27 protein-coding genes and 1 pseudogene are annotated in these 24,414 nt (G+C 68.1%); 13 read left to right on the forward strand and 15 right to left on the reverse strand.

Annotated elements, in window-relative coordinates:
* Positions 1-80: 80 nt before the first annotated feature.
* The 3 genes from AX721_RS25265 to AX721_RS25275 are packed head-to-tail and all read right to left on the reverse strand — an operon-like array spanning position 81 to position 2,195.
* On the reverse strand, positions 81-773 hold the full coding sequence (locus tag AX721_RS25265) for a TPM domain-containing protein (RefSeq protein WP_068878730.1): 693 nt from the start codon (positions 771-773) through the stop codon (positions 81-83).
* Position 774: 1 nt separating this feature from the next.
* The gene (locus AX721_RS25270) at positions 775-1,554 is read right to left on the reverse strand and encodes a YgcG family protein (RefSeq protein WP_068878731.1); all 780 of its coding nucleotides are present in this window, start codon (positions 1,552-1,554) and stop codon (positions 775-777) included.
* Complete coding sequence (locus AX721_RS25275; RefSeq protein ID WP_068878732.1) at positions 1,551-2,195, reverse strand: LemA family protein; 645 nt, start codon at positions 2,193-2,195, stop codon at positions 1,551-1,553. Before AX721_RS25275 ends, AX721_RS25270 begins: the two co-directional genes overlap by 4 nt.
* A gap of 290 nt (positions 2,196-2,485) precedes the next feature.
* Here AX721_RS25275 and AX721_RS27095 point away from each other — a divergent pair.
* The 3 genes and pseudogenes from AX721_RS27095 to AX721_RS25295 all read left to right on the forward strand — a co-directional run.
* Positions 2,486-3,036 (forward strand): annotated as a pseudogene (locus AX721_RS27095) (IS110 family transposase); the annotation flags it as partial.
* 55 nt (positions 3,037-3,091) lie between these two features.
* Positions 3,092-3,859, forward strand: a complete 768-nt coding sequence (locus AX721_RS25290) for a calcium-binding protein (RefSeq protein ID WP_068878734.1) — start codon at positions 3,092-3,094, stop codon at positions 3,857-3,859.
* Positions 3,860-3,898: 39 nt separating this feature from the next.
* Positions 3,899-4,282 (forward strand): hypothetical protein, encoded by a 384-nt coding sequence (locus AX721_RS25295; RefSeq protein WP_068878735.1) that lies wholly within the window; start codon positions 3,899-3,901, stop codon positions 4,280-4,282.
* Between the two features lie 204 nt (positions 4,283-4,486).
* Here the strand turns inward: AX721_RS25295 and AX721_RS25300 are convergent, their stop codons facing one another.
* Positions 4,487-5,746, reverse strand: coding sequence for an MgtC/SapB family protein (locus tag AX721_RS25300; protein ID WP_068878736.1), 1,260 nt, complete (start codon positions 5,744-5,746; stop codon positions 4,487-4,489).
* Between the two features lie 455 nt (positions 5,747-6,201).
* Here AX721_RS25300 and fliQ point away from each other — a divergent pair, with 455 nt between their 5' ends.
* On the forward strand, positions 6,202-6,465 hold the full coding sequence (fliQ, locus tag AX721_RS25305) for a flagellar biosynthesis protein FliQ (RefSeq protein WP_068878737.1): 264 nt from the start codon (positions 6,202-6,204) through the stop codon (positions 6,463-6,465).
* 158 nt (positions 6,466-6,623) lie between these two features.
* Entirely contained in the window at positions 6,624-7,169 is a 546-nt protein-coding gene (petA, locus tag AX721_RS25310) for a ubiquinol-cytochrome c reductase iron-sulfur subunit (protein WP_068878738.1), read from the forward strand.
* Between the two features lie 236 nt (positions 7,170-7,405).
* Here petA and AX721_RS25315 read toward each other — a convergent pair whose 3' ends face one another.
* The 5 genes from AX721_RS25315 to AX721_RS25335 all read right to left on the reverse strand — a co-directional run bounded on the left by AX721_RS25315 (position 7,406) and on the right by AX721_RS25335 (position 11,465).
* The gene (locus tag AX721_RS25315; protein ID WP_068878739.1) at positions 7,406-8,662 is read right to left on the reverse strand and encodes a type II restriction endonuclease; all 1,257 of its coding nucleotides are present in this window, start codon (positions 8,660-8,662) and stop codon (positions 7,406-7,408) included.
* 544 nt (positions 8,663-9,206) lie between these two features.
* Entirely contained in the window at positions 9,207-10,139 is a 933-nt protein-coding gene (locus AX721_RS25320; protein ID WP_068878740.1) for an ImmA/IrrE family metallo-endopeptidase, read from the reverse strand.
* Positions 10,136-10,627 carry a helix-turn-helix transcriptional regulator gene (locus AX721_RS25325; protein WP_068878741.1) on the reverse strand — a complete coding sequence of 164 codons (492 nt, stop codon included), beginning with the start codon at positions 10,625-10,627 and terminating at the stop codon, positions 10,136-10,138. Before AX721_RS25325 ends, AX721_RS25320 begins: the two co-directional genes overlap by 4 nt.
* Positions 10,624-11,253: a hypothetical protein gene (locus AX721_RS25330; protein WP_197422714.1), complete on the reverse strand. Its 630-nt coding sequence runs from the start codon at positions 11,251-11,253 to the stop codon at positions 10,624-10,626. The genes AX721_RS25325 and AX721_RS25330 overlap by 4 nt, the downstream gene beginning before the upstream one ends.
* Entirely contained in the window at positions 11,253-11,465 is a 213-nt protein-coding gene (locus AX721_RS25335; RefSeq protein WP_068878763.1) for a transcriptional regulator, read from the reverse strand. Before AX721_RS25335 ends, AX721_RS25330 begins: the two co-directional genes overlap by 1 nt.
* Positions 11,466-11,614: 149 nt before the next feature.
* Between AX721_RS25335 and AX721_RS25340 the strand changes: the two genes are divergently transcribed.
* From AX721_RS25340 to AX721_RS25355, 4 genes are read left to right on the forward strand one after another with little or no spacing between them, the layout of a single operon-like run.
* A complete protein-coding gene (locus tag AX721_RS25340) occupies positions 11,615-12,580 on the forward strand; it encodes a CBASS oligonucleotide cyclase (RefSeq protein ID WP_068878743.1) in 966 nt (321 codons plus the stop codon).
* An 8-nt stretch (positions 12,581-12,588) separates the two neighbouring features.
* A complete protein-coding gene (locus AX721_RS25345) occupies positions 12,589-13,104 on the forward strand; it encodes a hypothetical protein (RefSeq protein ID WP_068878744.1) in 516 nt (171 codons plus the stop codon).
* Between the two features lie 2 nt (positions 13,105-13,106).
* Positions 13,107-14,054 (forward strand): AAA family ATPase, encoded by a 948-nt coding sequence (locus AX721_RS25350; RefSeq protein ID WP_068878745.1) that lies wholly within the window; start codon positions 13,107-13,109, stop codon positions 14,052-14,054.
* 3 nt (positions 14,055-14,057) lie between these two features.
* The gene (locus AX721_RS25355) at positions 14,058-15,599 is read left to right on the forward strand and encodes an SAVED domain-containing protein (RefSeq protein WP_068878746.1); all 1,542 of its coding nucleotides are present in this window, start codon (positions 14,058-14,060) and stop codon (positions 15,597-15,599) included.
* A 45-nt stretch (positions 15,600-15,644) separates the two neighbouring features.
* Here the strand turns inward: AX721_RS25355 and AX721_RS25360 are convergent, their stop codons facing one another.
* Complete coding sequence (locus AX721_RS25360; RefSeq protein WP_068878747.1) at positions 15,645-15,917, reverse strand: hypothetical protein; 273 nt, start codon at positions 15,915-15,917, stop codon at positions 15,645-15,647.
* Positions 15,918-16,058: 141 nt separating this feature from the next.
* Between AX721_RS25360 and AX721_RS25365 the strand changes: the two genes are divergently transcribed.
* The 4 genes from AX721_RS25365 to AX721_RS27645 all read left to right on the forward strand — a co-directional run bounded on the left by AX721_RS25365 (position 16,059) and on the right by AX721_RS27645 (position 19,893).
* Positions 16,059-16,346, forward strand: a complete 288-nt coding sequence (locus AX721_RS25365) for a hypothetical protein (RefSeq protein ID WP_068878748.1) — start codon at positions 16,059-16,061, stop codon at positions 16,344-16,346.
* Positions 16,347-16,463: 117 nt separating this feature from the next.
* Positions 16,464-18,296 carry a HipA domain-containing protein gene (locus tag AX721_RS25370; protein ID WP_068878749.1) on the forward strand — a complete coding sequence of 611 codons (1,833 nt, stop codon included), beginning with the start codon at positions 16,464-16,466 and terminating at the stop codon, positions 18,294-18,296.
* An 866-nt stretch (positions 18,297-19,162) separates the two neighbouring features.
* A complete protein-coding gene (locus AX721_RS27100) occupies positions 19,163-19,534 on the forward strand; it encodes a copper-binding protein (RefSeq protein WP_082765263.1) in 372 nt (123 codons plus the stop codon).
* Positions 19,535-19,602: 68 nt separating this feature from the next.
* Positions 19,603-19,893, forward strand: coding sequence for a hypothetical protein (locus tag AX721_RS27645; RefSeq protein ID WP_156467377.1), 291 nt, complete (start codon positions 19,603-19,605; stop codon positions 19,891-19,893).
* Between the two features lie 588 nt (positions 19,894-20,481).
* Here AX721_RS27645 and AX721_RS25380 read toward each other — a convergent pair.
* The 5 genes from AX721_RS25380 to AX721_RS28650 all read right to left on the reverse strand — a co-directional run bounded on the left by AX721_RS25380 (position 20,482) and on the right by AX721_RS28650 (position 24,023).
* On the reverse strand, positions 20,482-21,747 hold the full coding sequence (locus tag AX721_RS25380; protein WP_068878751.1) for an MFS transporter: 1,266 nt from the start codon (positions 21,745-21,747) through the stop codon (positions 20,482-20,484).
* A gap of 180 nt (positions 21,748-21,927) precedes the next feature.
* Positions 21,928-22,161, reverse strand: coding sequence for a hypothetical protein (locus AX721_RS25385; RefSeq protein ID WP_068878752.1), 234 nt, complete (start codon positions 22,159-22,161; stop codon positions 21,928-21,930).
* Between the two features lie 120 nt (positions 22,162-22,281).
* Positions 22,282-22,461 (reverse strand): hypothetical protein, encoded by a 180-nt coding sequence (locus AX721_RS25390; RefSeq protein WP_068878753.1) that lies wholly within the window; start codon positions 22,459-22,461, stop codon positions 22,282-22,284.
* Positions 22,462-22,683: 222 nt separating this feature from the next.
* A complete protein-coding gene (locus tag AX721_RS25395; RefSeq protein ID WP_156467378.1) occupies positions 22,684-23,832 on the reverse strand; it encodes an MFS transporter in 1,149 nt (382 codons plus the stop codon).
* Between the two features lie 65 nt (positions 23,833-23,897).
* A complete protein-coding gene (locus AX721_RS28650) occupies positions 23,898-24,023 on the reverse strand; it encodes a hypothetical protein (protein ID WP_255355296.1) in 126 nt (41 codons plus the stop codon).
* Between the last annotated feature and the right edge of the window lie 391 nt (positions 24,024-24,414).

Raw genomic sequence — 24,414 nt, forward strand, 5'->3', positions numbered from 1 at the left:
GGGCCGCCGTGGCGCCTTGCGCACGGTCAAGGCCCAGGCTGCGCTCCACTGCGACTTGCGCGACGCCCGGATCCCAAGCGCTAGGCGCTGGGAGCCTCGACGAGCGCGTCGGGCCGCTCGTTCGGATTGTCGGGACCCGCCGGGAAAGGCTCCGCGAGGAGCCGCCCGCACCGTTCGATCGCCGCCACGAAGCCGTCGGCCGCGCGTCCCGCCCGAACGCCCGCCACCAGGTCGGCGACGACCATCGCCCAGGCGGCGTCCTCCACCTGTGCACTGACCCCAGGATCGGCAATCACCTCGGCGCGCTGCTCGTAGAGGGAGACAAAGATCAGCACCCCGGTCCGCTCGCGGGTGTGGCCCAGGCCCGCGGCGTGGAACTGCTCCAGGGCGCGGTCGCGCACCCGCGCCCGCTTGAGGGACAACGGGATCAGCCGGCGCCGGAGGGACGGGACGGACGCCAGCGCGAAGACGCCGAGGAACAGCCCGGCCTGCAGCAGGGCGTAGCCCACGGGGGTCGCCAGCACAGGGGCCCGCAGGATCTCGTACGCCGCAGACACCGGGCCGATCGCCAGCTCCAGGCCCTGCGCCGCGCTGGCGAGCGCCAGCACCAGCAGGGGCAGCACGAGCGCCCCCATGGCTGCCCAGGCCAGCGGGACTTCCGCATAGGGCGCCGCCTGGTCGGTCACCACGCAAACGATCTCGCCTCGCGTGGTCGCCTCGGCCGCGGCGACCGCGCGGGCGATGCGGTCGTGATCCGTTGACTTAAGCAGCATCCTACCAGCCTCCCGAGGCGCCGCCGCCTCCGAACGATCCGCCGCCGCCGCGGAAGCCGCCGCCGCCGCGACCGTGACCACGTCCGCCATGACCGGCGCTCATGAGCAGGAGCAGCGGCAGCAGCCACATATCCATGCGGTGGCCCGGCCGGCCCGTAAACATGCCCACCACGCCCGCCACGACCCAGAGGCCGAGCAGGACCAGGACGAGTATCGGACCCGAGCCGTCGGAGCTCGTTGGCGGCTGGGCGCTGGCCGCCACCCTGGCCCGGGCCTGGTCATCCGGCAGGGACAGCTGTTCGATGAGCGCATCGGCGCCCGCAACGACGCCGCCTTCGAAGTCGCCGGCCCGGAACCTGGGCAGCACCCGTTCCTGCAGGATGACCGTGGAGAGGGCGTCGGTGAGCACCCCTTCCAACCCATAGCCGACCTCGACGCGCACGCGCCGCTCGCGCGGCGCGACGATCAGCAGCGCCCCGGTGTTGCGGCCCCGCTCGCCGATCCCCCAAGCGCGGCCCAACTGGTAGCCGTAGGTCTCGATCTCCTCGCCCTGCAGGGAAGGGATGGTGACGACCACCAGCTGTCGCGAGGTCCTGGCCTCGAGCGCCTCCAGTTTGGCGGTCAACACGGCCCGGGTCTGGGGCGACAGGATGGCCGCGCCGTCGACCACCCGTCCTGTGAGGCTGGGAAACGTGGGCGCGGCCAAAGCAGCCCCGAGGACGAGGAACGTGGCGATCAGCGACAGGATCGCCGCGACGCGCAGGCGACCCTCACGTCTCATTGCGTGGGCGCGACCGGCGTCGCGTCAGGGGCCGCGGTCGGGGTGAAATCGACCGTCGGCGCGGACTGCGAGGTGCCTGGCGCCCGGAACAGCAGCATCGGCTCGCTCGAGGCGTAGGCGGTCTTCGCCCAGATGATCGTGGGGAAGGTCCGCAGGCTGGTGTTGTAGTCGCGAACCGCCTCATTGTAGTCTCGCCGAGCCACGCTGATCCGGTTTTCCGTCCCCTCGAGCTGGCTCTGGAGCACCAGGAAGTTCTGGTTGGACTTCAGATCCGGATAGGCTTCCTGCAGCACGCGCAGCGGCGCCAGGGCGAGGGAGAGCGTGTTCTGCGCCGTGGCGTAGCGCTGAAAGGCCGCAGGGTCGGTGGTGACCTCGGCGCCGGAGCGCACCTGCAGCGCATTGGCGCGGGCCTGGGTGACGGCGATCAGCACACGGCTCTCCTGGCCCGCATAGCCCTTGACCGTGGCCACCAGGTTGGGAACCAGGTCAGCACGGCGCTGGTACTGGTTCTGCACATCGGCCCAGGCGGCGCGCGCCTTCTCCTGCTTGGTGGGGATGGTGTTGATGCCGCATCCCGCCAGCGCAACCGGGATCAGCAGAAGCACGGCCAGGCGCGCCAGGCGTCGAAGGTGGGCGGTCACATCGGTCTCCCGTCAGTTTGCGGCCTTGGGCCGACAAGCGTCGCGTTTGGATAGAGACGCCGCCGGGACGCGCCGCTTACAGGGCTCACCTCAAGGCTTGTGCGCTAGATGTGAGCTCTCAGGGACGAACCAAGAACGGCGCTCATGTCCTCCAGAGCCGAGGCGAACGGCTGGCGCGTGCCAGGCGCCAGAATCTCGTGCCGCTGGCCGAAAGCGATGGGATGGACGCCCCCTGACGGCATCGAAGTGCCGGAGTGGAGGTGTTGAGCACCACTACGAAGGAGGCGTCCGTGGGCGAGATTACTACGATCGGGCTCGATCTGGCGAAGAGTGTCTTTCAGGCGCACGGCGCGGATGCGTCAGGCGCGGTGGCTTTCCGGAAGAAGCTTCGACGAGACCAGGTTCTGGCGTTCTTCGCCAGCCAGCCGACGTGCGTTGTGGCGATGCAAGCCTGCGCGAGCGCGCACTACTGGGCCCGCGAGATCGCCGCCCTTGGTCATGAGACCCAGCTGATTCCGCCGGCGTGTACGTGAAGCCCTTTGTGAAGCGGCAGAAGAACGACATGGCCGACGCGGAGGCGATCTGCGAGGCCGCTCAGCGGCCAACGACGCGGTTCGTGGGCGCCAGGAGCGCCGAGGCGTAGGGCGCGGCCGTGGTCTTCCGCACGCGGGATCTGCTGGTCCGTCAGCGCACCCAGCTGATCAACGCCCTGCGCGGCCATCTGGGCGAGTTCGACTATGTCGTGCGGCGAGGTGCGGGTCACGTCGCCAAGCTGATCGACCTGGTGGCCGATCCGGCGTCCGATCTACCGGCCGAGGCACGCCCGGTCCTGGCGGTGATCGCCGAGAGGCCGCGGCGGCAACGACGAGCTTCGGGGCGGCTCAAGAACTGACGCTTTGCACGGCGGAAGCGGTGACGACCGGATCATACTGGTTGGCGGCGCGGCCACCGGCGGAGACGGCAATGACGCCATCTCTGTTTCCGCGGCGGCGCCCGTGCAGGTGAGCGCCGACGGCGGGAACGACACGGTCAACGGCAGCTCGCTCGATGACGCACTGAGCGGCGATCTCGGCGAGGACTGGGTCCACGGCAGGATCGGGGCAGATCAGATCGAACTCGGGGGCGGCAACGACGTCGGCTACGGCGGACAGGGCGACGACGTCATAAAGGGTGGCTGGGGCAACGACCTCGTTTCAGGAGATCTGGGCAACGATGTGCTCTTCGGGGAGGAGGGCAACGATACCCTAGCCGGACAGGACGGCAGCGACGACCTGATCGGCGGCAGCGGCGCCGATAGCCTGTCCGGAGGCGCTGGGAATGATCTCATCCGCGGCGGCTTGGGGACGGACCAGCTCAGCGGAGGAGACGGGGCGGACGCCTTCGTGTTCGGAGGCGGATACCAAGCTTGGCAAAGTCAAGTCGATTCCGGATATTATCAATGGTACCAGTCATGGTACTATGACATCGATACGATCACCGACTTCACGCCGGGCGTCGACAAGATCGACTTGCGTGAATTTGGCGGCATTACATATGATCGACTTCAGTTCGACGGTGCGGGGTCATTCTGGTTCGATAGCGACATGGATGGCGAATATCCTGTGCTCTGGGTGAGAGTTCTCAACGTATCCACGTTCCAGCCATCCGACTTCATCTTGCTTTGACGCGTCCCCTTTGCAGTCAGAGATCATATGAGGTTTCCTATGTCCTTCGCCGCCACCCTTCTTGCCGCCCTGCTAGGGAGCTGTGTGATCGGCGACACCACCCCTCCGAAGACCGCCTTGTTCGCGGGTATAGCCAGCGCGGGCGGCCACGAGGCGCGGGCTAAGCTACTGCAGGAGCGGATTCGGACCAGATTTCCCATTGGGACTCCTGAGGCGGGGCTTGCTGACTACCTGACCTCGCAGGGGCTGAAGGTGAAACGCACGACGGGATCAGGCGCGCCGGAACAGCCCACCTATGGCGAAGCCCGTGCCACCTACGGGCCGGCGGCCTGCAAGATGCTGGTTTCCGTATTCTGGCGCGGCACGAAAGACGGGCGGTTGACGGAGCTCCGCGCCACTCACGATACCGACCGCTGCCTATAGGCAGGGACCCATCCGTACGCCTCAGTGGACGGGCGCCCGCATCGCGCGATCTTCATGTGGTGGATGAGGACGCGGCTCCGAACGCTAGTGTCGCCTTTCCACGCCCGCGCCGCCGGACGTGACGTTGTGTCCAACACAGCTACCCGGCACCTTCAGCTTGAACGGCACAGATCCTAACAGCCGGGCGGCGCGGCGCCAGCGGGCTCAGGGCGCGACCAGGTGGGCGCCCACCGACGCCGCCAGCGCCGCCAGGCTCGGAACGGCTACCAGCACGGCGTGGCGGATGGTCCCCGCGACGCCTGCGATCGCCGATTTCGCGAGGGTGTTGGCGGCGACCCCGATCAGGACGGCCAGAGTGGCGGTCTGCGCGCTCAGGCCGGATGACGCGCCCTCCGCCAGGGACAGGGTGAGGGCGTCCACGTCGGCAAGGCCGGAGACGGCCGCCAAGGCATAGACGCCCGCGCGCCCGATCTCCTGGGCGGCGATCTTGGCGAGTAGCATCACCCCCGCTACCAGCGCCGCGAACTTCAGGGCGGCGCCGAGCTCCACGGGGTTGCCCACCCGGGGAGCTGGCCCCTCCTGCGGTCCGCGCGGCCCCCGCAGGAACAGCAGCGTCCCCGCGAGCGCGGAGACCGCCGCGAAGGCCAGCATCGGCGCCAGGAGCGTCAGGGCGAAACTGCGATCGACCACCGCCGAGAGCACGAGCACGCGCAGGGACATCATGGCGTTCGCGAACAGCGTGCCGGCCGCTAGCCAGGCGCACAGCGACGGGTCCTGCCGCGCGAGCCGCGCGAAGCTCAGCGTCACGGCCGTCGACGACGCCAGCCCCCCCGCCACGCCGGCGACCATCAACCCTCCGCGCCGGCCGCCCAGCCGCATGGCGAAATACCCCACGAAGGAGACTCCGGCGATCAGCACGGCGAGCAGCCAGACGCGGCGGGGGTTCAGGGCGTCCCAGGGGTCCAGCGTCCGGTCGGGAAGCACGGGCAGGACCAGGCCGGTCATCACCAGCAGCACCAGCAGGGCCCGCAGCTCGGGCCAGGTCAGCGCACGAACCCCCGCGTGCAGGGGCTGCTTGAACGCCAGGATCAGCGTTGTCGCGACGCCCCCCGCGACGGCCAGCATCGGGTCACCCGCCACCGCCAATGCGCCGAAGGCGAAGGCCAGGAGCCCGGCCACGACCCCTGTGGCGCTGGCGTTACGCGTCGCGCGCGCCTCAAGGACCTGGAAAGCGATCAGCACCAGCGCCAGCGACAGGAGCCCGACGGCCACCAGCACTACTCCGGAGGACCCGCCGAGCGCCGCCAGGACGCCGCCCAGCAGTCCGGCCAGGCCCAGGGTCCTCAGTCCAGCCGCCCGGCCGCCGTCCCGGGCCCTGCGGCTGCGCCAGCCCCGCTCGAGCCCGATCAGGAGGCCTACCGCCAGCGACACCAACAGCCGGCCCAGGATTTCGGTCGTCGCCATGCGCGCCTCGTCGCCCTGCAGGTAACACGCCGCAACGGCGGCGGCCTTACAGCCCCACCGGTCATGCGAGGGCGCGCGGCGCGGGCGTCGTTCACTCCAGGCGCCCGGGCGCGACAACGGGGCGCCGATGGATCCCAACAGTTCGGCGCGCGCGGACAGAGCCCGCCCGGCGCGCGACACGCCGAGGGATCGTAGCGCCCGCGCGCGTAACCCCTCCAGGGGCCGGCCAGCGGAGGCGCCCCACCGGATCGACCCATGCGACAGACCGTCCCACCACCACGCCGCTGGATCGGGCGGCTGCTCTTCCGCCTGACGGCCCTCCTGCTTGCGGGTGGCCTCGTTGTCTGGGCCGTGTGGGCCGCCTTGCCGGTCCGCGGGCCCGACGTCGACGGCCGGGTGTGGATTTCGGATGGGCATCGGGACACGCACGGAAGTCCGCGGGGGCCTCGCTCCTGATGGACGGCGCGGAGGTGCTCGAAATCGGCCGTGAGGCGATCTGGCTCACCGTGGCGGTCTCCGCGCCGGCGCTGCTGGTGGGCCTGATCGTCGGCGTCGTCATCGGCCTCATCCAGGCGCTCACGCAGATCCAGGAGCAGACCCTGGTCTATGCCCCGAAGATCGTGGCCATCTTCGTGGCCATCCTGGTGTTCCTGCCCGCCATGGCGGCGCTCATGAAGACGTTCATGGACCACATCGCCGCGCGCATCGCGGCGATGTGACCGCCCGGACGACGCCCCGCGTCACCGCGGGTCGATGGAGACCGGCGAGCGGACGCGCCGGCGCAACCGGCTTTCCGACGCGCAGGGGCGAGGGAAAGGCGCCATCCGGCGCGTACTCCCTATGACCGTCATCGTGCGGGGGCCGCCAGGAGGCGCCCATGACTGCCTTGGACCGAAGCTCCGCGACGCCCGCCGCGCGTCCGGCCACGCGTCGGGAGTTCATTCACATCGCCACCACGACCGCCGCCGTGGGCGCAGCGGGCGGATTGGCGTGGCCGCTGATCGACCAGATGAACCCTTCGGCGGACACGCTCGCCCTGGCCTCCATCGAGGTGGACTACGCCAAGGTGGCGCCCGGTCAGCAGATCGTGGTGAAGTGGCGCGGCAGGCCGCTGTTCATCCGGCATCGGACCGCCCAGGAGATCGCGGCGGCGGTCGCGGACGACGACACGCCGCTGCGCGACCCGGCGACAGACGCCAGCCGACACAAACCGGGCAAGCCGCAGTGGCTGATCCTGATCGGGGTCTGCACCCATCTGGGCTGCGTCCCCACCTTCGGCGGCGGCGACTATGGCGGATGGTTCTGCCCCTGCCACGGATCCCACTACGACACCGCCGGGCGCATCCGCAAAGGTCCTGCGCCCCGCAACCTGGACCTCCCGGACTACGCCTTCCTCAGCGAGAGTCTCGTGCGGGTCGGTTGAGCCGCGACCCGTGTGGCCGGCATCCGTGAGCGCGCCGCCCATCGCCGCATGCCCAGCCGCCCCCTGGCCGCGCCGGGAGCTGAAGGGCGGTCCTTCGCGGACCGCCCTTCCTCGCCGCTCGACCGGGGGGATTGGGGCGGGAGCGGGAGAGCTCCTGAAGGGTGTACGCGCCGCGCCGGGACATCCCTCACCGGTTTGTCGGCCGCGCCGCGGAGGCGTCGCGCGCCCGACGTGGGCTACGTCAGCCGGTGCGAGATCTTCTCGAGCGCCTGCACCCCGGCTCCGAAGCGCGCGATGGCGTCGCGATGGCGCTCCAACTCGCCGTACGGCAGGTAGCGCACGCTCAGGTCCCCGACCCGACTGAACGCCGGCCGGGCGAGTTGGGCCCGGACGTCCGCCTCACGCTTGTCGGGCGCGACCAGGAACAGGCTGTGCAGGCTCTCCCCGCCCCCGCCCAGCGCCAGGTCGAGCATCCGCACGACGCCTGAGTAGATCGACGTCGTGTGCTCCACCTCGAAAGCCGCGACGATCCTGCCCTCGCGGTTCAGCCAGAGGATGTCGATCAGCCGGACGGCGTCGGCCCCGGCCTGGCCTGCGGCCTCGGCGCAGAGCGCGCCCAGACAGCCGTCGCCCAGGCGCCCCTCGCCGTACGGCCGTCCGCGGTCGTTGAGCGCCACCCACACGTCGTAGCCCAGGGCGCGACCGAGGTCGCGCAGCCAGCCCTGGACCTCGGTATGCGTGCGGTCCTCCGCCTCGCAGGGCGCGGGTCGGGCGCGGGCGCGGGCCTGCGCCAGGGCCGCGGACCAGGCCTCGCGGGCCGCGGCGTCGTCGGGGGGCGGCGGCGGCGCATAGAGCCCCATGCCGATGTCGAAACAGAAGGCGGCCACCGCGCCGAGGTCGTTGGACAGGAGATCGCGATGGCGTGCGTTGAACGCCAGCATTCCCTGCCGCATGGCCAGGTACTGGTCCCAGCGCCCGAGCTTCACATTGGCGCCGGTGAGGGCGTTGTAGCCACGGACGATAGCGGTGTTGAAGGGCGGGGTGATGGTCGGATGCAGGAAGTAGAGGATGTTGGCGACCGCGGGCCCCAGGCCCTTGATCTTCAGGGCGTCGATGCGATGAATCTCCGCCAGCATCCGCTCCTCGGTGTCGCAGCAGGCGCAGGCATCCAGCAGCTGGCCGAAGGCCCTCTGGTTCGCAGGGTCCTCGTAGATATCGGGGATCCGCAGCTTCGGCTTCCACAGGAAGGCGTGGTCGGCCCCCTTGAAGATCTGCCGCTGCTCGGCGATCGAGTGCACGACGGTCTCCAGCGACGAGCCTCGGTAGGCTACGCCGAAGCGGCCCTCCGCGATCTCGGCGGCCACCTGCTGCACGCCCCGGCGGATGGAACGGAAGTTCTTGAGCCGCTCCTCCCACAGGAACCAGGTCTGGTAGCCCGCGCCGGCGTCGCTGCGCCAGCGTCCCAGAAGCTCGCGCACCAATGCGTCTGACAATGGCTCTGCTCCCCCGAGGTCCGCCCCGCATGTTCACCGCGATCGCGGCCGTGGACAAGACGCGCCGGCTTACGGCGGGGCAGCCGCCGGCAGGCGCGGGGCTCGGGCCGCGCCGCCTGGACGATGGCGGCGGCTGTCCTCGATCTCCCCCACCGGGCGACGGTCGAGACGCCAAAGCCTGATCTTAGCTCATAGATCCTCCCCGAACTTGGGCTTGTGCCGCCCCTGCGGCCGAGGCCATCGCCCCCAACGCCAAGGTGGCCACCCGATTGGGTAGTGCCGGGATCATTGGGGGCTGCTTTACGCCCGTAGGTGACCCGCGTTGACAGCGCATCCGAAGGTGTCCAGGCGCCCAAGCCGCCAATCTTTAGATTCGGCGCTCCGGCGGTGGTTTCGCAGCATGGCCCGGTGCGAAGGCCGAGACAGTTAAGGCACCCCAGTCGCCCCGCTCGTCGGTGGCCGTGACGGCACGGGCCACCGCTGACGGCGCGCGTTGGTTCAGGACCCTCGGTTTCGGGAATCAGGGAGGCAGAAGAGTTCCGCTTCAGCGGAAGGCGCTCACAATCGTCTTTTCCGGATGCAGCCAAATTCCGAGACTTAGTGCCTCATGGCCATTAAAGAACGTCTCGAACTTGAAGACGTGGCCATTGCCGTTGGCGTCCGTCAAAACCACTTCGGCCGCTCCAAGGGCGCCCCCACGCTGCGCCCCGCAATAGCCGGCGACGGCCCCGAAGAGCGTGATCTCCGAGGTGCCGCTGAACCGCTCCATGAAGGTCGGCGACTGGACGCAGTAGCGACAAGGCTCAGCGGGATTGAAGTCGGCTTTGCGCTTGGCCGGATGGGGGTGCCCGGTCACGAGCGCCACCATGGGACGGTTTTGATGCGCCTGCTCGGCGAACCGCCACAACGTCGACGTCATCGTATTTCCAAAGCGCTTGCCAAGCGCGAGCACCTCGGACAGGGACGGCGTCAGATCCGCCGCCTCCTCGACGAACCGACGCCCCAGGAACAGGAGTTGGCCGGCGGCGTAGTTGGCTTCGGCCTCCATGATCTCGTGGCAAGCTGGCGTCAGGGTCTGCTCGTTGTCGCCAAACATCATGCCCACGTGCCACGGTATGATGTCGTGGCCGATCTCGTGAGCTTCGTTCCAACGATGCTTCAAGATCGGTAGGTCCTTATCGAGCAGGATCCGCTTTTGATCCGGCAGATAGAGCGCCTTCAGGCTTAGGGACTGGACGGCTTCCTTCAGCAGCGTCGGACGCTTCAGAACCTGGAGGCCCGCGACCTTCATTCGGCTGAACGTCTCGCGCAGCAAGCCGTCGTCGCTCGTGCTGTAGAAGCCGCGATCGAGTTTCAGCAGTTCGCGCACGAAGCGGAGGTCCACCGGCGGTTCGGGATTTCCCAGACCCCGGAGAACCTTCGAGATCTGGTCGTCGATATCGGCGACGGTCCGAGCCTTCAGGTAGAGGTTCTTCACTTACCGGGTCTGGGTTCCAGCTCACTGAGAATGGCCACAAAGGCTTCCAGCGCCGAGCTTTCCTCGGGCGTCAATTTTTGCACCGATTCCGAGCGGGCGGCGAATCGCACAGCTTCCCGGCGCAGTCCGGCGTCATTGGCGATGGTCAGGCCGGCGAGCTGCATAAGTCGCTGTTGCGGGACTTTGAAGGTTTGCGCCAAGCGATAGACGGTGCGCGGGTCCGGCACATAGGCGGCGCTCTCCTCGATCACGAGCAGTTCGCTCGCGTCGAGATCGGCCTCCTCCGCGAGCTTCTCCATCGAGAAACCTTGGCGGCGTCTCATCAAATTGACGAACTTCCCGAAGGCGATCCGTCCCTCATCCGTTCCACTCGCCGGGGTGCGCTCTTCCGGCGCCGGATCAAACGCCATCATGCCCGCGCCGATGAAGCCGTCGCCTTCGCGACGGGCGCGGCCGAGCCACCATTCCTTGCTCCGTTCGATCTTCATGGCTTTTGCTCCTCATCGAGGAAGGCCGTCGCTTGGGCCACGGTCATCTCGAAGTATCGTAGATTCTGGGCGCTGGGGTCCGGCCCAAGGTCGGTCATTCCACAGCGGTCCCGATAGAACGCGTCAGCTTGGGGAAGGGAGTGGAGGCCGATGCGGCCCTTGAATCCCTCGGCCAGGCTGATCTCGACAGCCGCCGTCATCAGCGCCATGCCGACGCCCTTGAACCGCGGCGCCTGGCCGATGTCCGGACGGTTCCAGGGCGCCACTTCCAGGTAGTCGATGTAGACCAGCGCCTTGCCCGCCTGGGTGGGCTCACGCGCCGATTTGGTCAGGTCCACGCGCATCAACCCCTGCGTGAGGTCCTCGCAGACGATGCAGCAACCTCTGAATGCGATCAGACCCTGCACCTGGGCGGCCTTGGCCGGCCAGTCCCAATGCCAGCTTTGCGGCCACTGCGCGGGAGGGACGCCCCGACGATGCAACTCCTGCAGAACCGCCGTCAGCGCGGGCTGCCAATGCACCCGCCAGTCCGCCAGCTGCTTCGCCTCGATCGCGTCGCGCAGCTCCGCCTCAACGGCGGCGCCGGCCGCCGTGTCGAACAGGTAGATGGTCGAAATATCGACCATCAGACCAACATCAGCTCGGCCTTTTCCTTGGTGGCGTCGTTCTCAAACAGGAGCTTGTCGCCGCGATCCAGCCGGGCCTCGATGGTTTGATAGAGACGCAGCGCTTGGCGAAGCACTGCCGTCTTCGTCAGGTCTTTTCGCACCGACAGGTCGTCCAGAGCGCGCATCTCGGCGTCGGTGAGGTTCAGCGTCATCGTCCGCTTCGCCGTCATCGCATCCTCCATCGCAGAGGCCCTGAGATACGAATCAGCTCCATGTTTGTCAAGTGATTTAGCTATCGCCACACCCCTTGTATGGCTAATTTTTAGCTACTATATGGCTTCCAAGCGCAGGTTGAACCTGCCCCTGGAGCGCCTGCCCAATGACGAAAGAACATGTCGGCCACGGCGACATTCTCCGGTTTGCCGACGAGCGCGTGAATTTGAAGCGGGAGGACGCGACCGATCTGCGGGCCCAGGCGAACCGGCTACGCGAGCGGCTGGAAACCTACCTGGCCGAGCATCCGGACTTCGAGCTGCGCAAGATGATGCTGTCCGGCAGCCTGGCGAAGGGGACGGCGCTGAAGTCGATCAGCGACATCGACGTTGCCTGCTACGTGTCGTCGGCCTCGGCGCCGCACAAGGTCAGCGAGCTGGTGGACTGGCTGGCGACGCGCTTGGAGAAGGCTTTCCCGAATCTCAAGCCCGAGCAGATTAAGCGCAAGACCTACTCGGTCTCCGTGAACTTCATCACCACGGGAAACGAGGTCGATATCGTGCCGATCCTCTATGCTGGGGACCCGCAGTGGCGCGGCGATCTGGTCTCCCAGGATGACGGCTCGACGCTGATGACCAGCGTGCCGCTCCACCTCGAATTCATCCGCAAGCGCAAGGCCGCCAACGACAAGCATTTCGCCCAGATGGTCCGGCTGGTGAAATTCTGGGCCGGGCGGCTGAAGGCGGAGGATCCGGACTTCCGCTTCAAGTCGTTCATGATCGAGCTGATCCTGGCCCATCTGGCCGACCAAGGCGTCGCCCTAAACGACTACCCCGAGGCGCTGTCAAGCTTCTTCACCTTCATCGCCACCGACGCGTTCAGGACCACTATTGCGTTCGCCGACTACTACGACCCCAAGACCTGCGTGACGACCCCCGCGCCGATGCGGGTCTGGGATCCTGTCAACTGCGAGAACAATGTCTCGCGGCTCTACACCGCCGTGAACCGGGACAAGCTCGTCGACGCGGCCCTCCTCGCCGGCGACGCCATCGACGCCGCCCTCTACGCCACCACCAAATCCGAAACTGTCCGCCTTTGGCAGAAGGTTCTCGGACCCAGCTTCAATCCCTGAGGCCCATCATGAGCATGAGCTACACCGAAAGCGCGACGGAGAGCTTCACGCTCACCCACGCCAAGCGCCTGGCATCGAAGGTGGCCGCCGATCTGAAGCGCTTCCAGCGGTTCTATGGCGCGCCCTCTGACCTCTGGATCGGCCGCTACGAGCGCGAGCTTGTCGAGCTGCTCCGGCGCGATGTGGTGAGCGAGGTCGTCTACGGCTTCAAGCGTGACGGCAAGTGGACGGCGGCCGCGGTTCGGTACAAGGCTCTGGCCGGCGGCCTGCTCGACGTCGATGACGATCCGGGGCGCGTTAAGCCCAACCTCGACGTCGCGGGCGCCACCTTCACCTCCTTTCGGAATGATAATAGCAACTACAGCCTGCTGTCCGAGAAGGACCGACAGGCCATCGAGGAGCAGGCCGGCTTCAGTCGCGTGTCGGGGTCGACGCCGCCGCTCGAGGCGGGCTGGTGGGCCGAGGACTTGACCTATTCCGCCGGAGGCCGCGGCCTCGGCCGCAGCAGCGTAAGGCAGAACTGACCATGGCGTTCGACCAACCGCAGATAAATGACCTGTTCGACCGCCGGCTCGAGTTCCCGGACCTCGAAGCCGCCCGCCGGCTGAACAGGCTGGTGGGGCTGGATGAGGCCAAGTCGCGACTGACCAAGCTGCTGGCGATCCTTGTCAATCCGGAGGGGCCACGCACCTGGGCCAGCCGTCATCACCCCAAGGCCGCCATCCTGCTCGACTACCTCGAGCGGCGTCCGCCCCTGGTCATCCTGGCCGGCGACGTCGGCACCGGGAAGACGGAGCTCTCCGAAACCATCGGCGATGCGGTGGCCCGCCAGGAGAATATCGCGGTGACCCTGTTTCCCCTCAGCCTGGCCAACCGCGGGAGCGGCAAGGTCGGCGAGATGACCAAGCTGGTGTCCGCGGCCTTCGACGCCACCCTGGAAGCAGCGCAACGCCTTCGCCGCGCCGCCGGCGCGCGCGCCGGCGGTGGCGTCATCCTCCTGGTCGACGAAGCCGACGCCCTGACCCAGAGCCGCGAAGACGGCCAGATGCACCACGAGGACCGGGCCGGCGTGAACGCCTTCATCCGGGGTGTCGATCGCCTCGCCGAGAAACGCCTGCCGGCCGCGGTGATCCTCTGCACAAACCGCCTGAGCGCCATCGATCCGGCGGTCCGCCGGCGCGCCGCCGACGTTTTTGAGTTCCGGCGTCCCAACGACGTGCAGCGCCGCGCGGTGCTTGACGGCCCCCTGACCGAGGTCGGTTTCAGCCGCGGCGATATCGACCGGATCGTCCAGCTGACCGGTGCGGCGCGCGACCGCACCTACGGCTTCACCTTCTCCGATCTTACCCAGCGCTTGTTGCCCACCCTGGCGCTGGACGCCTATCCCGACAAGGCGATCACACCTGCCCGGGCGCTGCAGCTGCTGGAGGGCATGACGCCGACGCCGCCCTTCCAAGATCGCCGCGGGACCTGAGCCATGGCGCAGGCCATTGTCGCCCGGCGCGATGGAGACGCCTTCCAGGCCCGGCTCTTCTGGGGGCGGGCGGCGCGGTTGCTCGATCCACGCAGCCGGGTCCGCAAGGTCGGCTTCGAGTCCGGACCGGGCGGGTTCGACGACATCTGGGAGGAATTCGAGCCTGGCCATGGTCCCCTCGACACCTTCGGCGCGCCGCTCGATCGGGTCCATCTCCAGTGCAAGTGGCACGTGGCGCCGGGGGCCTACGGCTATAGCCAACTCGTCGACCCCGAGTTCATCAACGCCAAGTCCCGATCGCTGCTGCAGAGGGCCCGGCAGGCCCAGACCGCCTACGCGCCGAACGGGCGCGGTGTCCGTTTCCAGCTGACCAGCAACTGGGGCGTCGACTATCGCGACCCCTTGCGTGGCATGGTCGCCAACCGTTCCTATGCCTTGGTCGTCCCGAAGCTCTTTGAAGGCAAGACCGGCCGTAGCGCGTCCGGGCGGGTCCGCAAGCTCTGGCAGGACCACCTGCAGATCGACGACGACGAGTTGCGCAAGCTCGCCGGCACGCTCGCGTTCGGCCAGGTGGCGGACTCCTTGGATTCACTGCGCGAAGGCCTCGATCCCGTGTTTCGGCTCGTGGGTCTCCGGCCCGTGGCGCAGAACGAGAGCGCCTTCATCTACGACGATGTGGTGTTTCAGTGGCTGAGCCAGGGCCGGCTGGAATTCGGTCGCGACAGCTTCAGAGCCGCCTGCGCCAAGGAAGGCTTGCTGGGGCCCGCCCTCGATGCGCCGAAGACCTACGGGGTCAAATCGTTCGAGCACCCCTTCGATCGGCTCGAGGAGCGTTGCGACGAGGTGCTCAACCTGGTCCCGCGCTTTGACGCCCGCTTCATTCAGGACCCCCACGACTGGTCCGCCACGATCTTTTCGCAACTGGAAGCTTTCCTCACCTCGGCCGCCAAACGTGAGCCGCAGCTGCGACTGGCTGTCGACGCCCACGCGACGCTGGCCTTTGCCGCCGGCTCGGTCCTCGACGTGAAATCGGGCCGGCGCGTAGAGCTCGAGCAACGCACGCTTCAACGCCGGATCTGGTCGGCCGACGACGCAACAACCGACCCGACGTGGCCCACCTTCGCGTTTACGTGGAACCCCATCGACCCTCAGGGTCGGGATGTCCTCGTGGCCATCGGCCTGACGCACGACATCGCGCCGGCTGTGAACGCGTTCGCCAGTGGCTTGCCCAATGTGGCGGGACTGCTCGCGTGCGGGCTCACGACCGGCGCGGGGGGCCTCTCCGTGCGGTGCGGGGCGCACGCATCACAGTTGGCGGAGGCGGTCGTCGCGGAAGCCAAGGCGCGCCGCGTCGTGGGCGGGCGCCTCCACATTTTCGTGGCCGCGCCCAACGCCTTCACGTTCTTCCTGGGACAGCGCCGCCCCTCGCTGGGTCCGGTGACGCTCTATGAATACGACTTCGAAGGCGCTCGGACGGGGAGCTATGAAGCCTCGCTGGCGTTGCCGGTGATCGCTCGGCCCAATGGCGCTGACCGGAACCCGTAGTCATGCGATGGCGGCGACAGAGGCTTCGCCGTCTCCGCGCCCAAGCTAGGTGGTTGCGGAACGGGTGGCGGGCTCACACCGCTCAAATCGGACCCGTTCGCCGTTGGCGTAGGGGACAGCCCGGTAGCCGGCCCGTAGCCAAGCCTTGCACTGGACGTGGCGGATTGCGGGATTCTGTTCGTTGGACCACCATTCCGGACGCTGGGCGCTCTTGGGCAGCAGCTCGCCCAAGACACGCTCGATGTCGCGAAAGCTCATGTCATACGTCGCCGCTTTCTGGCGCCGCAGATGACCTTCCAGCGGATCGTACTTCCGCATGCGCCCCTCTCGTGTGGCGTGATCTTGCCATCTGTTGCAGCGGGGCGGCAGGTCGGCAACGCTTGTGTCATCCGAGCCCGTGACGCTAAGCCCTGAGCAAGCGGTTCCGCAGCCGCGTCATCCGCCAGGTAGAACCTCCGAATGTCCGCCAGCCGACAGCAGGCCCTCGCTGACGCGCGCAAGCTCGTGCGAACCTTTGCGGCGGCCCCGGAGCCCCGACGACGGGCGCAAGCGGTGATCTCCGAGCTCAAGCGCGCCGAGGGGTGGTCGGTTACCGCTCAGCGCGCGCTCGATGCGGCTGACATGTGGGTTCGCAGCAATCCCGCGGTCGCGACGCTGGAGCCTCGGCTGCGCGAACTGCTCAGCCAAATGGAGAAAGGCCAGAGCGCCCAGCCACCCCGGATTACCACGCCAATCAGAACCCGGTAGGCGGGACCTCGCAGCGGAGGACGTGATACCAACTTTCTCGCATGTGAAATGCGCGAAAGTTATTGACATCGCCGACCTCAAGCCCAACTTTCCCGCACTTCAGATGCGAGAAAGTTCATGGCGCTCCATTTTGTCGGCGACACCCTCGACAGGCACCGGGCCCATGCCTTGGGGCAATCCGGCGAGCTGATCTCGCTCATCCGCGGCATCTATGCCGACGCCGCCGACGATATCGACGCTGCAGTAGTCGCCCACGCCGCGCGCATCGCGCACTACCTCTATCCGACCGCCTACCTGTCCTCGGCGAGCGCGGTCCTGCTGGCGCCGACGCCCGACGGCCGGCTGTTCATCAGCGGCCGCCGCAATCAGCGGACCCGCATCCGCGGCCTTGAGATCGTCCAGAACGCGGCGCCCCCGCACGCGTCCACGGTGCCGGTGATCATCGGCGACGACCTCGGCGAACTCCGTCTCAACGCCTCGTCGCCACGGCAACGTTTCCTGGAGGCGTTCCGGCTGCGCAGCGAACACGCCAGCGCCGTCACGGAAACCATGCGCGGCGAGATGGCGGAACGGCTCACCGACGAATACGGCGAGCCCCGCGCTGCGGCGGACGCCTTGTGGGCGCTGGCGCGCGAGAACGGCTGGCATCGCGAAGCCGAAGCCGCCGAACGTTACCTGCTCAACCGGGCGGGTCGCGTCGCGGCCCCCACCAACAAGGCGGCGCTAGACTTCACCCTCGCCTGGCACGGCGAGCCGCTCGGCCGGCTTGGCCACGACGGCTATGAGTGGCGATGGAAGCCCGTGAAGAGCCAGGCGCCCGCCTTGGTGCGTGAGACCACGCCGGGCAAGCTGCCGCCCTTTGTGGAATCGCTGCTTCCGGAAGGCTGGCTCGCCCAGGTGCTCAAGTCGCGGGACGCCCGCGAGGCCCTCAAGCAGGGCAGGCGCTACATGTCCAACATCGCCATCGCCACGGACCCCAAGGACCTGGCCGCCTTGCCGGGCGATGTGCTCGGCGCCGAGCTCAGCCAGTTCACGGCGGCCGGCGCCTTCACGGGGCGCTACGACGGCCCGCAACGCGGCGAGCTTGAGGACTCCTTCCAGCAGCGTCTGGCCGAGATCTTCGCCAAGGCCGAGACACCGCGCCTGTCCGGCATCCAGATCAAGGCGCCCATGTCGCTGACGCCGGAGGGTCGCCTAACCCCCGCGGTCGATGCGCCGTTCACCCACATCCTGAAACCGGCCGGAACCGCCGGTTTCGAACACCTTCCGATTGTCGAATGGTTCTGCCTGGAGGTGGGTCGCGCGGTCGGCTTCGAGGTGCCTGCCGTGGCCCTGACGGCCATGCCCGATGGCATGCCGCCAGCCTTGATCGTCGAACGATTTGACATCCGCCGAGGGGCCGACGACAAGCGCCGCCTCGCGCTCGAGGACTTCTGCTCCGTCCTCGATCTCCCGACGGAGGCGAAATACGAAGGCACGATCGAGCGTGTCGCGCGTGGGCTACGGCCTCTATCGACAGATCCTCGTGGCGATCTGGAGATCGTCCTGAAGCGCGCACTGTTCGCATGGCTCATGGCGGACGGCGACATGCACCTGAAGAACCTCGCCTTGCTCAAGGTGGCCGAGCCCGGGTCTCGCCGGTTCGACTCGGTCCGGTTCGCGCCGCTCTACGACTCGGTGACGACCCGGGTCTTCCCGGGGCTTGCCGGCGACCGGATGGCGCTGAAGCTCAACGGCAAGGATGACCGGCTGACCCCGCGGGACTTTGTGCAACTCGCCAGGACGATCGATATCCCCGTCGGTCGTGCCGAGGCGCTGATGGGCGAGGTCGCCCGCGACGTTCGCCAGGCCGCCGCCGACCTTGTGACTCCGCAGGTCGCTGCGGAGGGCGCGGCCACGATCGGGCGAGTCCGCGAGATGGCCGACGCCCGCACGGCAGCGTTTGTCTGACCGGCTCGGAGCCCAGCCGGGCGCGGCGTCGGGACCTCGGCCGATCCGGAACCGCAGCGCTGGAGTGGAACCCTGGGAGCTTCCGGTCTCGGCCTGACGCCGGCGCTTCAGCTGCGGCCGTCAGGAGCAGCCAACGCCCAAAGCGCATGACCTCCCGGGTCGCTCGTGCATCAAATGCTGACCGGTTGCCGCCGCTCATAAGCCCCACTCCGGCGAGCTAGGGGAAATCCATATCTCCGCTACATCCCACCATCGTGCATCTTCGATCGCACCCAGCGTCGGCTTCATTCTAAGCGACACCACCGCCCTGACCGGTCTCGCGGGCCTGAACGCCATTGGCGGGCGGACGCTCGCCGTCGCGGTCCTCGCCGGCGCACTGACCGTGGCGGTGGCCTATTGGGAGATGAGCCGCGTTGCGCTGCACCCGGAGACGCATCGCCTCGTCCATCTGCACCCTCAGATCGGATGGACCGTGGCACTGCCGCTGGTCGCCATTGCGGCTTGGCGGTGAAGTTCGCCGCACCTGGCGTGGGCTATCTCGCCATCGCCTGGTGCATGTGGCGTTGGTGGTGTTCCACGCTGACCGGGCGGCGAGATGGCATATGCGCATGTTGCCGGCGTCGCGGCGGTCGGACAGGGGCAAATCCCGTCAGCGATGACGGAAAGGCCGTCGTGCACCCTTCTACAGGCTACGGATCGGCCGCAGCTTGGATGAAGACGGACGCGAGTCCGACGAGATCCGCAGCAACATTCGCGGCTCGGTGAGGGGTGGCCGCTGCGCGGCGCGTATTGTTGTCGACGGCCAAATCGCGGCCGACCGCCTCAAGCCTTGAGGGTCCGTTGTCTGGACCGGAAGCCGACAAGCCATGAAGTACGTCCTCTCGCTGATCCTCTGCCTTGGCGCCGCCTCGGTCGCGAACGCGCACCCAGGTGGCGGAGATGGACGGTCGACCCCACGGCCTGCAGCCCGCCCCGCGCCACGTCCGCAGGCGGTCGCGCCCCCCACGGCCCGAACGATGAAGATGAATGAGATTCGCGGCGTCGGCTGGGTCCGGGCCATCGATGCGGCGGCCGGCAGGATCACAATCTCCTACGACGCCATCGAGCCGCTCAACTGGCCCGCAGGGACGATGCCATTCGCCGTGAGCAGGCGCGCTGTTCTGGACGGCGCCGTGGTGGGCGACAAAGTCCGCTTCAGGCTCGAGAGCCAACTGATCACGGAACTGACGCCCTTCTGACGCAACGTCCGCCCTCGCGGCGTTGCAGGAAATCAGGAGTCGAACGACGCAATCAGCGGGAGAGATCCATGAACATTCGAACCAAGCGCGTCGCTTGCGCTATCGGCGCAACGGGCTTGCTTCTGGCTGCATGCGGGCAGAAGGAAACCGCGCCCCCGCCGACAGAGGCCCGGCCGATAGTCGCCACACCGGGACCCGCGGACGCGACAGCTCCTACCGAAGCGAGCGCGCATGCCGACGCCACACCTCATGACGTCGGCTCGGAAGCGACAACAAGTTCTCAGCATGCGCCGCCGATGAAGGGCCAGCCGGAACAACATTCGATGTCGGACATGTCGGGCATGAAGATGCCCAAATAGCGCCCTTGCTGGCGCGCTCTCCGCGCGCAGGTGAACTGGAATTCACCCGCGCCACAGACTGGCGAGAGGCGTGTCGGCCAATATCACTTGTCGCGGCCGATCCCGAGCCTGCCCTCGCCCGCGCCAAGACCGCCGGCTGCCGTCCCCCACCGGCAGCCGGCGGTGCAGCGTCCAGTGTGCGGATCGACAGCTAGGCCGATCCGCTAAGAGGGCGTTGAACTCCTGGACATTGTCACCGGTCGGATTTGGGAACTACGCGATCTACCTCGCCATCATCATCGCGCCGCTGCTGCTGGCGCGGGACCGGGACGTCAAGATCTTCGGACTTTCGTCAGCGGCGTCTTCGCCGTCACCTACCGGTTCTTCACCTACGCCTACATCTCGGTGTTCTGTTTCGCCGGCGCCGTGATGTCGCTTTATCGGCGGTGATGATCTTCCGTCGTCCGACGGCCCGCGCTGGCGGAAACAGCGGCGCCGATAGAGGTCGCCATGCAGCGGTAAGCCTTGGGTCCCCCTACCCGTCGCCGTCCGGAGCCGCGGCTATCGGCCTTTCGGCTATCGTCTTCCGCCGAGCGCACGCGGGACGCGCTACTCGGTCTCGCGGACGGGGCGCGCAGCCGAGCCAGAAACGGTCGCCAGACCAAGGGCCTTGAGCGCCCGGGCAACGGGCAGGGCGGCGATACCCGCCAGCGCCAACACCGCCGCCATGATCATGAACACCGACCCGGTCCAGAGCGAGGAGGCCAGGAAGAGCCCTGTCGCGACAGACCCGATCGTCTGACCAAGACTGGCCACTGCGCTTTGCCAGCCCAGTTTCACGCCCTGGGCCTCGCCCGCCGCCCTGGAGATCCAAAAGAGCAGGATGGGCGCCAAGACCCCGGCGCTGGCCGAGAACAGATCCACCGTCGCCCGCAGCGGGACAAAGCCCGCCATCCCCGACAGAAGAACAAAGCTCCCAGCCAAGAGGATGAAGGTCGGGACCAGGAGCATCCGTGTCACACTGGCTCGCACCCATGGGGAAAACACCAGGGCCTGCGCGACGAGCATCACCAGGCTGCATTCGGCGAACATCAGGCTAATGGCGCGAGCCCCCATCGACAGGCTTCGTCCCTGCAGGGCCAGGCCGACATGGAAGCTGCCGATCGCCGCCGCGCTCACGCCGGTCAGCACCAGCAGCCCGATCATCGAGGCTTGCCGCGCCTGCGCCGGCCGGGCCGCCGTCCGCGGGGCGGATCTTGGCGGAGCGGCGGCCCGCAACAGGCCGATGGAGGCGGTCGCTAAGGCGGACAAGCCGGTTGCCACCAACAGCGGCGCGGCTAAGCCCGTGGCGCCCTTCACGCTGATGAGCAGGCCCGACAGACCGCCGATCATCGGCCCGGCCAGGAGCCCGCTGATCGAGGCGATACCGACCCAGCCGAAGCGCTGTGCGCGCCAGCCGTCATCGGGCGAGCAGTCGGCGATGATGGCCAGGATGATTGGGATCACCGCGGCGGCGAAGGCGCCGTTGAGCAGACGCGCAGCGTATAGTGTCGTCAGGGAGGCGGCGGCGGCGCTCAGGCCCAGCGTGACGGTGAAGCCGAGGAGCCCGATCAGCAGGACCGGCCGGCGGCCCATTCTATCAGAGAGCGCCCCCCACAGCGGCGCGAAGATAACGGGACCGATCGTATAGGCGCCGGTGAGCAGCCCCGTCGTGCGCTGAATGGCGCCGCCGCTTGAGGACTGCCCCAGCCTCTCCAGAAGGAAGGGAAGGAAGGGAAGAACTACGCCGTAGCCGACGCCGACGGCGAAGGCGGCCAGGAGCAGGGCCAGGAGCGCCCTAGCGCCCAGCTTTGCTGAAGAGGAGCGGGCTGTCATCAGGTGGCCCGGGCGCGGGCCGTTCTCAGGCGACGCGGGCTTTGTCGAAGCGTGCTGAACGCAACATGGGCGGCGTCTCTGCGACTGAACGACATGTGGGGGAATGAATGTCCGGATAGTCCCCGCCTGATCGACGGCGATGGCTCAACTGAGCCGAGCGAAAAAGGTGCAGGTTGGCGGCTAAAGTATGGGCGAGGACCCCGGCCGGGCCTTCTCGAGCTGAAGGCGCACGAGCGTGCAGACAGCCATGGCGATGGTAATCAGTTCCAGGACGATGGCGTCGTTGAACAGGTGGGCTTGGAAGAGCCCGAGAAAGGTCCCGCCTTCTCCCGCGATCCAGGCGCCGACAAGCGCTCCCGCGCCGGCGATGCCGGTGATGATGCTCATCAGGTGAACCGTTTTGGACAGCAGCATGCTTCGGAATCCTCATTTGCCGGCGCGTCGTGTCGGTGGGGAGCCGACACGCGCGCTTCGACAGCCCTTCCAGACGCCGCCGGCCCTGGCTAGGGGTGGGCCAGCCGGCGGCGCTGAAGCTCAGTGTTGGTGCGCCGCGCCGGCGGGCGCGTCCTTGCCGGCAGAGGGCGTCGCGGCGTCGGCCTTGTGGGCGCGCCCGCCGCAGCAGGCGGAGCCCTCGGCCTTCGAGGTTTCGCTCGTCTTGGGGATATCGCGCGCCTTGTCGGCGGGCGCGGAGGTCTTGGGGCCGCAGCAGCTCATGATGTCGTCTCCATTGCGCCAGTGGGCGAGCCTTGCAGATCGCTGGCGGTCTCCGCCTGCAAGGATCAGATCCTGAAGCTGGGCGTCCGTCGTTCTGGCTCCCAGGGACGAACGGTTCCCACCTTTAGGCTGTGGATGAGTAGACGCCGCTCACCCCATTGCCTTACAGCGGATTGAGCGGGGCGCCGGCGGCGCGACGCTGCCGCCAAGGTCCAACTCACCTCAGCTTGGTCGCAAGGTCGTGTCGGGAACAAGACCGCCACTGGCGAACCCCGCCATCGCCAGCATCGTGGCCAGCAGCACATAGGGCGACCCGGCGGGTAGAGGCGTGGCCCAGAGCAGGGCGGCGACAAGCGCGGCCGACAGCTGACCCAGCGAGAGGGCGGCGACCGCGCGACGCCATGGCCAATCGGCCGGGCCGCGCGCCACCACGCCCAGGAGACCAGGCGCCACCCCCCCGAGCCCGGCGCCGAGCAGGACCGCCGCCGCGGCGACCACCACCTGGCTCAGCGCGCCCTGCAGCAGCAGGAACCCCACCGCGGCGGTCAAGAACCCGGCGATGATCCAGCGTGGCGCGGCGGCGCGTCCGATCTGCAGCATGGCTGAAACCAGCGCGGCCACCGCCGCGCACCCCATCACCAGTGACGTCGTGCCGGCCGGGCCGTGGAGACGCGCGTCCGCCGCCAAGCCTACCAGCGCCATGCCGATACCGCCTCCGGCGACGGCGAGCAGGCCAAAGGGACCGGTGGATTGGAGATCCATACCGCGGGTCGGGAGCTTCGCCGGGGCGGTCTCCTGGCGGGGCGATGATCGCGGGAGTCCGACATCTGCGAAGCCCAGAGACGGCAGGCCGGCGACAACCACGAGGGTGAAGGGCGCGCCAAGGATCTGGTTGAGCCCAAGCCCGAGGAGCGGTCCGGCAAAGGCGGCTGATATCCAGACGCCCGCCACGATGCTGAGCGCTCGCGCCGAGCCATTGAAAGCAGTGGAGGCAGCGGCCGAGCTCAATGTGCCCGTGAGCAGGAGTCCGACGAGGCCTCCCAGGATCAAGCGCGCAAGCCAGACGAAGACGAGGACGTGATCAAAGATGGCGAACCCGGTCGCCAGTAGAGCCAGCAACCCCAGACCCGCTGCGAGCCAGCGGCGGTGAGGCCGTAGCCGTCCGGCCAGGAGGCTGCCGAGCAGGCTTCCCAGGGCGAAACTGGCGAGATCCGCCGCGCCCGCCTGGGCCGCCGTCAGGGTGATCCCTGGCGGCCGAAACATGTGTAGTGTCGACGCCGCCAGAAGCTCAAGCGCGCCGAGGGCCAGGCCAGCCGAGGCCGCCGCAGCGCACAGCCCGATCAGGCGCCACGCAGCGCCGCGCTGGTCCATCCGAGTGCGCATGCCCACCGCGAGCCGCGTCGCTATGGGCTATCCGCCGCGTGGGAGCGGCCAGGTCAATGGGCGTCCGCGGCGCGGGGCGCCGGGGTCTCCAGGCAGATGATGTAGCCGTTCATGGAGTGTCCCCGGTTCTGATGTTCAGCTTGCCGGCCCAGCGCGGCCGCCGCTTTGATCAAGATCATTCGCACCGACCTTAGCTCCTAGACCCCGCGGATAGAGTGCCATGGCCGATCGTGCCGTCTGACGTCCTGCGTGCACCCTCGCGCGAGTCCGGAGACCCGAGATGCGCGCGCTGCGATCCCTGGTCTTGGTCGCCCTCTGGGCGGGTTGGACGGCGTTGAGTCGCGCGGCGAGGGGAAAAGGCCGATCCCCCAGCGTGAGCGCGGCTGTTTTCGCTCAACGCGTCGGGCCGAGATCGAGGCCGAGAAAGCGGCCCTTACCGCTGACCTCCGGCCAACACCTGCGGGCGGTGCTCCTCGTCCAACATCGCGTCGGGTCGCGATGAGTCTGGACAGGCCCCGCCGCGCGGATCGAGAATTCAACGCGGGCGCATTTCGAGGGGTACGGCAACGC

The sequence above is a fragment of the Phenylobacterium sp. CCH9-H3 genome, from assembly GCF_001557235.1.
Taxonomy (GTDB): Bacteria; Pseudomonadota; Alphaproteobacteria; order Caulobacterales; family Caulobacteraceae; genus Phenylobacterium.